15 protein-coding genes are annotated in these 12400 nt (G+C 40.2%); 9 read left to right on the forward strand and 6 right to left on the reverse strand.

Translation table 11 applies throughout. The annotated features are described in order from the left end of the window. Nucleotide 1: 1 nt before the first annotated feature. The 5 genes from B7698_RS09560 to B7698_RS09580 form a co-directional block, all read right to left on the reverse strand. Nucleotides 2-217 (reverse strand): DUF4649 family protein, encoded by a 216-nt coding sequence (locus tag B7698_RS09560; RefSeq protein WP_192855137.1) that lies wholly within the window; start codon nt 215-217, stop codon nt 2-4. A gap of 7 nt (nt 218-224) precedes the next feature. Beyond that, complete coding sequence (locus B7698_RS09565) at nt 225-572, reverse strand: DUF1831 domain-containing protein (protein ID WP_000863540.1); 348 nt, start codon at nt 570-572, stop codon at nt 225-227. Nucleotides 573-576: 4 nt separating this feature from the next. After that, nucleotides 577-1692 (reverse strand): cysteine desulfurase family protein, encoded by a 1116-nt coding sequence (locus B7698_RS09570; protein WP_084865515.1) that lies wholly within the window; start codon nt 1690-1692, stop codon nt 577-579. Between the two features lie 9 nt (nt 1693-1701). After that, nucleotides 1702-2661, reverse strand: a complete 960-nt coding sequence (locus B7698_RS09575) for a ribose-phosphate diphosphokinase (protein WP_001283818.1) — start codon at nt 2659-2661, stop codon at nt 1702-1704. A 111-nt stretch (nt 2662-2772) separates the two neighbouring features. After that, nucleotides 2773-3342 (reverse strand): CYTH domain-containing protein, encoded by a 570-nt coding sequence (locus B7698_RS09580; protein WP_084865517.1) that lies wholly within the window; start codon nt 3340-3342, stop codon nt 2773-2775. 128 nt (nt 3343-3470) lie between these two features. On the opposite strand from B7698_RS09580, the gene yjbM reads away from it, so the two are divergent. The 9 genes from yjbM to B7698_RS09630 all read left to right on the forward strand — a co-directional run bounded on the left by yjbM (nt 3471) and on the right by B7698_RS09630 (nt 11995). Next, nucleotides 3471-4142, forward strand: coding sequence for a GTP diphosphokinase (gene yjbM, locus B7698_RS09585; RefSeq protein WP_000171682.1), 672 nt, complete (start codon nt 3471-3473; stop codon nt 4140-4142). Further along, nucleotides 4126-4944, forward strand: coding sequence for an NAD kinase (locus B7698_RS09590; protein WP_000799056.1), 819 nt, complete (start codon nt 4126-4128; stop codon nt 4942-4944). The genes yjbM and B7698_RS09590 overlap by 17 nt, the downstream gene beginning before the upstream one ends. Beyond that, nucleotides 4941-5837, forward strand: a complete 897-nt coding sequence (locus B7698_RS09595) for an RluA family pseudouridine synthase (RefSeq protein ID WP_084865520.1) — start codon at nt 4941-4943, stop codon at nt 5835-5837. The genes B7698_RS09590 and B7698_RS09595 overlap by 4 nt, the downstream gene beginning before the upstream one ends. 43 nt (nt 5838-5880) lie before the next feature. Then, a complete protein-coding gene (gene pta, locus B7698_RS09600; RefSeq protein WP_000451571.1) occupies nt 5881-6855 on the forward strand; it encodes a phosphate acetyltransferase in 975 nt (324 codons plus the stop codon). Between the two features lie 188 nt (nt 6856-7043). Then, entirely contained in the window at nt 7044-8219 is a 1176-nt protein-coding gene (gene mutY, locus B7698_RS09610) for an A/G-specific adenine glycosylase (protein WP_023947456.1), read from the forward strand. Between the two features lie 55 nt (nt 8220-8274). Beyond that, complete coding sequence (gene yycF / locus B7698_RS09615) at nt 8275-8982, forward strand: response regulator YycF (RefSeq protein WP_000722072.1); 708 nt, start codon at nt 8275-8277, stop codon at nt 8980-8982. Continuing rightward, on the forward strand, nt 8975-10324 hold the full coding sequence (gene vicK / locus B7698_RS09620; protein WP_084865522.1) for a cell wall metabolism sensor histidine kinase VicK: 1350 nt from the start codon (nt 8975-8977) through the stop codon (nt 10322-10324). The genes yycF and vicK overlap by 8 nt, the downstream gene beginning before the upstream one ends. A gap of 1 nt (nt 10325) precedes the next feature. Next, nucleotides 10326-11135 (forward strand): MBL fold metallo-hydrolase, encoded by an 810-nt coding sequence (locus tag B7698_RS09625; RefSeq protein WP_084865524.1) that lies wholly within the window; start codon nt 10326-10328, stop codon nt 11133-11135. 86 nt (nt 11136-11221) lie between these two features. Continuing rightward, nucleotides 11222-11995, forward strand: a complete 774-nt coding sequence (locus tag B7698_RS09630; protein ID WP_084865526.1) for a potassium channel family protein — start codon at nt 11222-11224, stop codon at nt 11993-11995. Between the two features lie 37 nt (nt 11996-12032). Here B7698_RS09630 and B7698_RS09635 read toward each other — a convergent pair whose 3' ends face one another. Next, nucleotides 12033-12380, reverse strand: coding sequence for a thioredoxin (locus tag B7698_RS09635; protein ID WP_000434637.1), 348 nt, complete (start codon nt 12378-12380; stop codon nt 12033-12035). Between the last annotated feature and the right edge of the window lie 20 nt (nt 12381-12400).

Raw genomic sequence — 12400 nt, forward strand, 5'->3', positions numbered from 1 at the left:
CTTAGTTTTTATCTGAAAAATGAGCTTGTGATAGAAAACGGTAGAGATCTCCGACCAGACCCTGATAAACTTTCTGGCCATTAAAAGTCAGAGAAGTCACATAAAGTGTATCTGGTAGGGTCACACATCCTGACAGAGCCAGCATGAGAGCTTCATAATCCTCATACTTGAGTGTACGCTCTACATGATAGTTGTCCTTATAGGTCAGTTCAAACATATGGGACCTATCTTTCCGATTTTGTAAAGACACCACGTTCTACCAAGCTATCCATGAGGAAGTAGAATTTTTCCTGATGAATGTGGTGGTCTTCTGATTTGAAAATATCAACTAGGCGTAGCCCAAACTTGTCAGTGATATTGATTTTAGCACCTGTAAGTTCCTTGTTAATGATGATTTTGAGTTGGAATCCCTCACCGCTGTTCGGAACTTTTTCCAAAAGGCGAGTCAATTCATAGTTACCAACCTTAGTCTCAAAAAAGGTGTTGTCCTTAAGGGTGAATTTCTTAACAGAAGGGCTAAGAGTGTAGTCGTAACGACAATTTTTTAACTGAATGGTTTTTTCAAATGCCATATGGCTAACCTCCGATAATTTCTTTTAAGGTTTTTGCGAGGGTATGTAGGTCTTCAACAGTATTTTCTGGCGACAAACTGATACGAACGGATTCCTTCAAGCGTTCTGAATTCGGGCCGTACATGGCTTCAAGAACATGGCTGGATTGGACAATACCTGCAGTGCAGGCTGAGCCAGTAGAGATTGAAATTCCAGCCAAATCTAGACGAAGGAGTAAGAGATCGTTTTTCTGACCAGGAAATCCAATATTGAGAACATAAGGGAGATGGTGTTCTCCTCTATTCAGGTAATACTGAATTCCTTCTAGCTCTGTAAGAAAGGCAGTTTCTAGATTTTGTACATGTTGAAAATATTCTTCTTGCTTTTCTAGGTCCTCTTTTAGGGCTACAACCATGCCTACGATGGCAGCTAAATTTTCAGTTCCTGCACGTTTTTTCTGTTCTTGGTCTCCACCATGGAGATAGGAATCAAAGTTCATGCTAGATGCGTAGAGAAAGCCGATTCCCTTAGGACCATGGAATTTGTGGGCAGAAGCAGTGAGAAAATCAATGCCCAATTCTTCGGGGTGAATTGGTATTTTACCAATAGCTTGAACTGCATCAACATGATAGGCGGCAGGATGTTGCTTGAGTATTTGGCCAATTTCAGCAATGGGAAGTAAGTTTCCTGTCTCATTATTGGCAAACATGGTAGAAACCAAAATCGTATCGTCACGTAAAGCCTTTTGAATTTGTTGGGCTGTTATTTCTTGATTTTCTGGTTGGATAATGGTTGCTTCAAAACCAAAGTGTTGAACCAAGTAATCAATGGTTTCAAGGACGGCATGGTGCTCAATAGCAGTTGTGATGATATGTTTTCCTTGTTCTTGGTGACGAAGGCAGTAGCCAATGATGGCAGTATTGTTGCCTTCAGTCCCACCAGAAGTGAAAAAGATATGTTGAGGTTTTGTCCCCAGTAACTGGGCTAGTTCCTGACGGGCTTCACGCAATAGTTTACCAGCTTGACGACCATGACCATGAATACTAGAAGGGTTTCCGTGGGTTTCTTGCATAACCTTGGTCATAGCTGAAATAGCAACTGTTGACATAGGAGTCGTTGCAGCATTGTCCAAATAAATCAAAGAATCACCTTATTTCTTTTTGTTGTAGGCAAAGAGTGGGCTGACTGGTTTTCTTTCGTGAATACGGACGATGGCATCACCAATTAACTCACTAGCAGTGATGTAGCATACGTTTTTAGGAGTTTTTTCTTTTGTTGCTACTGAATCAGTCACAAGAATTTCCTTAATATTAGTATTGTCAAGGAGTTCAGCAGCTCCTTCAACGAAGAGACCATGACTAGAAACAGCATAAATTTCTGTAGCCCCTTCACGTTCAACGATTTTAGCAGCTTCAGAGAAGGTGCGTCCTGTATTTAAAATATCGTCAATCAAGATAGCTTTCTTACCTTCAACATCACCGATAATATAACCTTCGTTACGAGTTGCATCGTCTTGAGGGTAGTCGATAATGGCGATAGGAGCATCAAGATATTCAGCCAAGCTACGGGCACGTTTCACACCTGAATTTTTAGGACTGACGACAACAACATCTGACCCAAGTAGACCCTTATCGCAGTAATGTTTTGCAAATAGGGGAACTGTGAAGAGGTTATCAACAGGAATATCAAAGAAGCCTTGAACCTGAACAGCATGCAAATCAAGTGTAAGGATACGGTCAACACCAGCCTTAACCAGCATATTAGCAACTAGTTTTGCTGTAAGTGGCTCACGTGGTGAAGCAATGCGGTCTTGGCGTGCATAGCCAAAATATGGAAGGACAACGTTGATACTGTGGGCACTTGCACGCACACAAGCATCAACCATAATCAACAATTCCATTAGGTGGTTGTTAACAGGGAAACTTGTTGATTGGATGATGTACACATCATAACCACGGACACTTTCTTCAATATTTACTTGGATTTCTCCGTCTGAAAATTGACGTGATGATAGTTTTCCAAGTGGGACACCAACAGCTTGAGCAATTTTCTGTGCAATTTCTTGGTTAGAGTTGAGTGCGAAAAGTTTCATGTTTTTTCTATCTGACATTATAGACCGTCCTCTGTAAACTTTTTAAATCCTAGCCATATCTGCCTAGCCTATATGAACTGGGATTTTTGTATTTTATCTTTTCTATTTTACCAAAAAATAGAGATTATTTCAGCTATTTTTCATGCTTTTGACAAATCGGACCAATTTTGAGGGAGCTTTTTGATAATCAATCTGATTTTCCTCTAAAAATTGCTGGAAATCTTGTTTCCCTTGCTCGTGATTCTCAACTTCAAGCTCTAATTCGTAATCTGTAGTATCAAGGTACTGACTTTCATCCAGCGCCATGAGACCAATAGCTGTTTGCATTTCATAGCGAAGTGTCGTTAGACAACCAAGGATCTGCCATTCACTTGTTTTAATACCATGTTTCGCCAATTCATCCAGTACTAGCCCTTGAGGAAGTTCTTCCTTAGCGAGATAGTTTTCAGCATCTTTTAGTTGCAATTTTTGGTTGTATTCCATGTTTCCAACACTTTGCGGGACTTTGAGTGTCAATTCAGCCCAGTCTTCAAAAGTGCGAATGCGCATAGCAACTTTCTTTTCTCGCAGTTCAAAATCAGGAGTGTCGATGTAGTAATTTTTTTGAAGAACAGGGGTGACGTTTGTGAACTGGTCTTTTAGACGATCATATTCATCTTTTTTCAAGAGTGTTTTCAATTCAATTTCTAAATGTTTCATTTTTCTTACCTTTTCTTTATCGTTGAAAGCGGATTTATGATATAATAAGCATTGTATTTATTGTATATGAATCTGGAGAAAAAATCAAAGATATTTTTGAAGGATAATATGAGAACAAGGGAGAATATATGACCTTAGAATGGGAAGAATTTCTAGATCCTTACATTCAAGCTGTTGGTGAGTTAAAAATTAAACTTCGTGGTATTCGGAAGCAATATCGTAAGCAAAATAAGCATTCTCCTATTGAGTTTGTGACTGGTCGAGTCAAGCCGATTGAGAGCATAAAGGAAAAAATGGCTCGGCGTGGCATTACTTATGCGACCTTAGAGCACGATTTGCAAGATATTGCTGGTTTGCGTGTGATGGTTCAGTTTGTAGATGACGTTAAGGAAGTAGTGGAGATTTTGCGCAAACGTCAGGATATGAGGATCATACAGGAGCGAGATTACATTACTCATCGAAAAGCATCAGGCTACCGTTCCTATCACGTGGTAGTAGAATATACGGTTGATACCATCAATGGAGCCAAGACCATTTTGGCGGAAATTCAGATTCGTACTTTGGCCATGAATTTCTGGGCAACGATAGAACATTCTCTCAACTACAAGTACCAAGGGGATTTCCCAGAGGAAATTAAAAAGAGACTGGAAATTACTGCCAAAATTGCCCATCAGTTGGATGAAGAAATGGGTAAAATACGTGATGATATCCAAGAAGCCCAAGCACTTTTTGATCCTTTGAGTAGAAAATTAAATGACGGTGTAGGAAACAGTGACGATACAGATGAAGAATACAGGTAAACGAATTGACCTGATAGCTAATAGAAAACCACAGAGTCAAAGGGTTTTGTATGAATTGCGAGATCGTTTGAAGAGAAATCAGTTTATACTCAATGATACCAATCCAGATATCGTTATTTCCATCGGTGGTGATGGTATGCTCTTGTCGGCCTTTCATAAGTACGAAAACCAGCTTGACAAGGTCCGCTTCATTGGTGTTCACACTGGACATTTGGGCTTCTATACGGACTACCGTGATTTTGAGTTGGACAAGCTAGTGACTAATTTACAGCTAGATACCGGAGCAAGAGTCTCTTACCCTGTTCTGAATGTGAAGGTTTTTCTCGAAAATGGTGAAGTGAAGATTTTTAGAGCACTAAATGAAGCCAGTATCCGAAGGTCTGATCGAACCATGGTGGCGGATGTTGTGATTAATGGTGTCCACTTTGAACGTTTTCGTGGAGATGGGCTAACAGTTTCAACACCGACTGGTAGTACAGCCTATAACAAGTCGCTTGGTGGAGCTGTTTTACACCCAACCATTGAAGCTTTGCAATTAACGGAAATTGCCAGCCTTAACAATCGTGTCTATCGAACCCTGGGTTCTTCCATTATTGTTCCAAAGAAGGATAAGATTGAACTTATTCCAACAAGAAACGATTACCATACCATTTCGGTTGACAATAGCGTTTATTCATTCCGTAATATTGAGCGTATTGAGTATCAAATAGACCATCATAAGATTCACTTTGTCGCATCACCGAGCCATACCAGTTTCTGGAACCGAGTTAAGGATGCTTTTATCGGCGAGGTGGACGAATGAGGTTTGAATTTATCGCAGATGAGCATGTCAAGGTTAAGACCTTCTTAAAAAAGCACGAGGTGTCTAAGGGGCTACTGGCTAAGATTAAGTTTCGAGGTGGAGCTATACTGGTCAATGATCAACCACAAAATGCAACCTATCTATTGGATATTGGAGACCGAGTTGTCATTGATATTCCTGCTGAGGAAGGCTTTGAGACTCTAGAAGCTATCGAGCGCCCACTGGATATTCTTTATGAGGATGACCATTTTCTAGTCTTAAATAAACCCTATGGAGTGGCTTCTATTCCTAGTGTTAATCACTCCAATACCATCGCTAATTTTATCAAGGGTTACTACGTCAAGCAAGACTATGAGAATCAGCAGGTTCACATTGTGACTAGGCTTGATAGAGATACTTCTGGCTTGATGCTCTTTGCTAAGCACGGCTATGCCCACGCACGATTAGACAAGCAGTTGCAGAAGAAGTCCATTGAAAAACGCTACTTTGCTTTGGTTAAAGGTGATGGACACTTGGAGCAAGAGGGAGAAATTATTGCTCCGATTGCGCGTGATGAAGACTCTATTATCACTAGACGGGTGGCTAAAGGTGGAAAGTATGCTCATACTTCTTACAAGATTGTAGCATCTTATGGGAATATTCATTTGGTAGACATTCGCCTGCACACTGGGCGAACCCACCAAATCCGAGTCCATTTTTCTCATATTGGTTTTCCTTTGTTGGGAGATGATTTGTACGGTGGTAGTCTAGACGATGGAATTCAGCGCCAAGCCCTGCATTGCCATTACCTATCTTTTTATCATCCATTTTTAGAGCAAGACTTGCAGTTAGAAAGTCCCTTGCCGAATGATTTTAGCAACCTTATTACCCAGTTATCAACTAATACTCTATAAAAACTGATTCAGAGTATAATTATTATCTTAAAGGAGAAAACTCATGGAAGTTTTTGAAAGTCTCAAAGCCAACTTGGTTGGTAAAAATGCTCGTATCGTTCTCCCTGAAGGGGAAGAGCCTCGTATTCTTCAAGCGACTAAACGCCTGGTAAAAGAAACAGAAGTGATTCCTGTTTTGCTTGGAAATCCTGAAAAAATTAAAATCTATCTTGAAATCGAAGGTATTGAGGACGGTTATGAAGTCATCGACCCTCAACACTACGATAAATTTGAAGAAATGGTTGCTGCCTTGGTAGAACGTCGCAAGGGCAAAATGTCTGAAGAAGATGCACGCAAGGTTTTGGTTGAAGATGTCAACTATTTTGGTGTTATGTTGGTTTACTTGGGCTTGGTTGATGGAATGGTGTCAGGAGCGATTCACTCAACAGCTTCAACAGTTCGCCCAGCCCTTCAAATCATCAAAACTCGTCCAAATGTAACTCGTACTTCAGGTGCCTTCCTCATGGTTCGTGGTACGGAACGTTACCTATTTGGAGACTGTGCTATCAATATCAATCCTGATGCAGAAGCTTTGGCTGAAATTGCCATCAACTCAGCAATTACAGCTAAGATGTTTGGCATCGAACCTAAAATTGCTATGCTAAGCTATTCTACTAAAGGTTCAGGATTTGGAGAAAGCGTTGATAAGGTTGTTGAAGCAACTAAAATTGCCCACGACTTGCGCCCTGACCTTGAAATCGATGGTGAGTTGCAATTTGATGCGGCCTTTGTTCCAGAAACTGCTGCTCTGAAAGCTCCGGGAAGTACAGTAGCTGGTCAAGCAAATGTTTTCATCTTCCCAGGTATCGAGGCAGGAAATATCGGCTACAAGATGGCAGAACGTCTTGGCGGTTTTGCGGCTGTTGGACCTGTTTTGCAAGGTTTGAACAAGCCAGTTAACGACCTTTCTCGTGGATGTAATGCAGATGATGTTTACAAGTTGACCCTCATCACAGCAGCTCAAGCAGTTCATCAATAAGATTTAGTCCTCTTTCCCTTGGGAAGAGGCTTTTTATACTCAATGAAAATCAAAGAGCAAACTAGGAAACTAGCCGCAGGCTGTACTTGAGTACGGCAAGGCGACGTTGACGTGGTTTGAATTTGATTTTCGAAGAGTATTAATACTAGGAAAAGGACAGTTAGAATCTTCTGTGTTATACTAGAGATATGTTAGATTTGAAAGAATACGGTATCGTCATGTGGCCGGAGGAGAAGATCATTTCTTTCCGTGAGAAACTTCTCGCTTGGTATGATGAAAACAAAAGAGATTTACCGTGGCGTAGAAGTAAAAATCCTTATCATATCTGGGTGTCTGAAATTATGCTCCAGCAAACTAGGGTGGATACGGTTATCCCTTATTACGAACGATTCTTGGACTGGTTTCCAACAGTAGAAAGTTTGGCGAATGCGCCTGAAGAGCGTTTGTTGAAGGCTTGGGAAGGTTTGGGTTATTATTCTCGAGTTCGTAATTTACAGGCTGCAGCCCAGCAGATTATGACTGATTTTGGTGGTCAATTTCCAAACACCTATGAAGGAATTTCCAGCTTGAAAGGAATTGGACCTTACACTGCAGGAGCCATTTCCAGTATTGCTTTTAACTTGCCTGAGCCAGCTGTAGATGGTAATGTCATGCGTGTTTTGGCACGTCTATTTGAAGTTAATCACGATATTGGGATTCCAAGTAATCGTAAAATTTTTCAGGCAATGATGGAAATCTTGATTGACCCAGAAAGGCCTGGTGACTTTAATCAAGCTTTGATGGACTTAGGATCTGATATTGAGGCGCCTGTAAATCCCAGACCAGAAGAAAGCCCAGTTAAGGACTTTAGTGCGGCATATCAGAATGGCACAATGGACCGTTATCCAATTAAGGCTCCCAAGAAAAAGCCTGTTCCAATTTATCTTAAAGCCTTGGTGGTCAAAAATACTCAGGGACAATTTTTACTTGAAAAAAATGAAAGTGAAAAGCTATTGGCAGGTTTTTGGCATTTCCCCTTGATAGAAGTTGATAACTTTTCGCAAGGAGAGCAGTTTGACCTCTTTCATCAGGTTGCAGAAGAAAGCGTGAACTTTGGTCCCAGTCCAGAAGAGAGTTTCCAGCAGGACTATGACCTAGATGTTGATTGGCTTGATATTTATTTTGAGACTGTCAAGCATATCTTTAGTCATCGTAAGTGGCATGTTCAAATTGTAGCAGGTCAGGTGAGTGACTACAATGACTTTCCAGATAGGGAAGTTCGCTGGCTTTCACCAGAAGAGTTTAAGAATTACCCACTTGCCAAACCCCAACAAAAAATCTGGCAGGCTTATGCACAAGCCAACTTAGACAGTAGTAAAGACTAGCTATTGTGTCTTCTTTTTATTTTTTTGATATAATAGTAGAGAAAAAGGTGAACAAATGAAAAAAATATTAATTGTAGATGATGAAAAACCAATCTCGGATATTATCAAGTTTAATATGACCAAGGAAGGTTACGAGGTTGTAACTGCTTTTAATGGTCGTGAAGCACTAGAGCAATTTGAAGCAGAGCAACCAGATATTATTATTCTGGATTTGATGCTTCCAGAAATTGATGGTTTAGAAGTTGCTAAGACTATTCGTAAGACGAGTAGTGTACCTATTATCATGCTTTCAGCTAAAGACAGTGAATTTGATAAGGTTATCGGTTTAGAGCTTGGTGCAGATGACTATGTAACCAAACCCTTCTCAAATCGTGAGTTGCAGGCGCGTGTTAAAGCTCTTCTCCGTCGCACGGACTTGGTTTCTGTAGATAATCAAGAGTCAGATGAAAAGAAAACCCAACCCTTGCAAATTGGGGACTTGGAGATTGTACCAGATGCCTATGTAGCTAAAAAATACGGTGAAGAACTAGACTTAACCCACCGTGAATTTGAACTCTTGTACCACTTGGCTTCTCATATCGGTCAAGTGATTACGCGTGAACACTTGCTTGAAACGGTCTGGGGTTATGATTATTTCGGAGATGTTCGAACAGTTGACGTAACTATCAGACGTTTGCGTGAGAAGATTGAAGATACACCAAGTCGTCCAGAGTATATCCTAACACGTCGCGGTGTTGGTTATTATATGAGAAATAATGATTAAACTAATAAAAGACACAGTTTTAACCAGTGATTTTATCTTTATCCTCATTCTACTTGGTTTTATTTTAGTCGTGACCTTGCTTTTACTAGAAAATCGTAGGGATAACATTCGGTTGAAGCAAATTAATCAAAAAGTTAAAGACCTGATTGCAGGAGATTATTCTCAGGTATTGGATATGCAGGGAAGCTCTGAAATCACTAATATTACCAATAATCTCAATGATTTATCAGAAGTAATCCGCTTGACTCAAGAAAATCTGGAACAAGAGAGTAAACGATTACACAGTATCCTCTCTTACATGACAGATGGTGTCCTCGCTACCAATCGTCGTGGTAAGATTACCATGATTAATGACATGGCTAAGAAACAGCTAGGCGTTCAGAAGGAAGATGTTCTAAACAAAAGTATTCTAGAATTGCTTAAGATTGAAGATGAGTATGAACTTCGTGATTTGATTACCCAAATTCCTGAACTCATGATTGATTCCCAGGATGCCAATGGTGAATATCTGAGCCTTCGTGTACGCTTTGCCTTGGTGCGTCGTGAGTCTGGCTTTATCTCAGGTTTGGTTGCAGTTTTGCATGATACAACGGAGCAGGAGAAGGAAGAACGGGAACGGAGACTCTTTGTTTCCAACGTTAGTCATGAGTTAAGGACGCCCTTGACTAGCGTAAAATCCTATCTTGAAGCCTTGGATGAGGGGGCCTTGTCAGAACCTGTGGCACCGGACTTTATCAAGGTATCTCTAGATGAAACCAATCGTATGATGCGAATGGTGACAGATCTTCTTCATCTTTCACGTATTGATAATGCAACCAGTCACCTAGATGTGGAACTGATTAACTTTACAGCTTTTATTACCTTTATTCTTAACCGTTTTGATCAGATAAGAGGGCAGGATGAAGAGAAGAAATACGAATTGGTTAGAGATTATCCGATTACGTCTGTCTGGATTGAAATTGATACAGACAAAATGACGCAGGTGATTGATAATATTCTTAACAATGCCATTAAGTATTCACCAGATGGTGGGAAAATCACAGTGACCATGAAGACAACTGATGATCAGATGATTTTATCTATCTCAGACCAAGGTTTGGGTATTCCTAAGCAGGATTTACCACGAATCTTTGACCGTTTTTATCGTGTGGATCGTGCCAGAAGTCGTGCCCAAGGTGGTACAGGCCTAGGACTGTCTATTGCTAAAGAAATTATCAAACAACATAAGGGCTTTATTTGGGCCAAAAGTGAATACGGTAAGGGATCAACCTTTACCATTGTGCTCCCTTATGATAAGGATGCAGTGAAAGAAGAAGTATGGGAGGACGAAGTAGAAGACTAGAATGAGTGAAATAGGCTTTAAATACAGTATTTTAGCGTCGGGTTCCAGTGGAAATTCCTTTTATCTGGAAACCCCCAAAAAGAAACTTTTAGTGGATGCAGGCTTATCTGGTAAGAAAATCACCAGCCTACTTGCTGAAATAAATCGCAAACCAGAGGACTTGGATGCCATCTTGATTACCCATGAGCATTCAGATCATATCCATGGAGTGGGTGTTTTGGCTCGCAAGTATGGTATGGATATTTATGCCAATGAAAAGACCTGGCAGGCTATGGAAAATAGCAAGTATCTTGGCAAGGTGGATTCTTCGCAGAAGCACATCTTTGAGATGGGCAAAACCAAAACCTTTGGAGATATCGACATCGAGAGTTTTGGTGTAAGTCATGATGCAGTCGCACCGCAGTTCTATCGCTTTATGAAGGATGACAAGAGTTTTGTCCTTTTGACAGATACAGGTTATGTTAGTGACCGTATGGCAGGAATTGTCGAGAATGCAGATGGCTATCTTATCGAGTCCAACCATGATGTAGAGATTTTGCGAGCAGGTTCTTACGCTTGGCGACTCAAACAACGAATACTATCGGATCTGGGTCACCTTTCTAACGAGGACGGTGCTGAAGCTATGATTCGTACCTTGGGAAACCGCACTAAGAAAATCTACCTTGGTCATTTATCTAAGGAGAACAATATCAAGGAACTGGCTCATATGACCATGGTAAATCAGTTGGCTCAAGCTGATCTTGGAGTTGGGATAGACTTTAAGGTATATGATACCTCACCAGATACCGCAACACCATTGACAGAGATATAAAAAGAAGGCGAATGTGTCTTCTTTTTTATATATCTAGTAGAGATTTGGTGTGGTATAATGTTTACAAATGATATAGGAGAAGTAGTGTGAAAAGAAAATGGTTACTTAAGGATTACTATGATACAACGATTATCATACTTGCGTTGATATCTGTTGTTCTAGTCTTGCTTGGATTTGCTGAGATGGTCGATTTGGACAATCCTCCGTACAATATTATTGATTTACTACTTTGGGGTGTTTTTGTGGTAGATTATGGCTGGCGGTTCTTTTTAAGTAAAGGGAAATGGCGATTCATAATTGAAAATATTTTTGATCTGCTAGCTATCCTGCCTTTAAATGCTATTTTTACAGTGTTTCGATTAGGACGTATCTTTCGCCTAGCAAGGCTGACAAAATTACTGAAACTGACTCGTCTTTTAAGAATCGTTGGATTAACTGGCAAGCTGGAAAAGAAGGCAAGCAAACTCTTACGAACAAATGGCTTACTTTATATTCTTTATCTCAATTTCTTTATTGTATTGCTAGGGAGTTCGATTTTATCCGTTGTTGAAGAAAAATCTTTCTCAGATAGTCTTTGGTGGTCTCTTGTAACCGTAACGACAGTGGGTTATGGGGATATTATTCCTACTTCAATTTTTGGTAAATGGTTAGCTGTCTTATTAATGCTTGTCGGTATTGGAACAATAGGAATACTAACGAGTGCCTTGACGAACTTTTTTATAAAAGATAATCCAGATGAACAGATAAAACTTGATAAACTTCAAGATGAATTGTCCAGTCAGAGAATATTACTAGAGAAACAATCCGAGAAGATAGAAGAATTGCATAGAATGATACAAGATTTGATTGAAAAAAGGTAATTTTGACCATTTAAAAACCACTCGATGAGTGGCTTTTTTACAATCCTGCAAATTCTTTGATTTCTTGTGCTGACATTGAAGAGTCGCAACGGACATTGATTTGTCCATCTGCAATGTGAACGAAGCCTGGTACAGTTGGAATTCCATAGCGTGAGCGGAATTCTTGCAACTCATTGAGTTGGCTTGGTTCTTCACTGTTGATGAAGTAGATGTGAGCTTTGGTTTCAGCTACGACACCTGCCAAGGTACCAGCAAATTTACGGCAGTAAGGGCAAGTTTTGCGACCGATAAAGAAGGTTGCAGTTTCTTTTTTATCAAGAGCTTCTTGCGCACGCGCAACTGTAGTGACTTCAAGGTCTTTGATGTTATCTAAAAATTGTTCCATGAGATTACCTCGCTTTCATT

Origin of the sequence: Streptococcus mitis (assembly GCF_002096855.1) — a bacterium.
GTDB classification, from domain to species: domain Bacteria; phylum Bacillota; class Bacilli; order Lactobacillales; family Streptococcaceae; genus Streptococcus; species Streptococcus mitis_Y.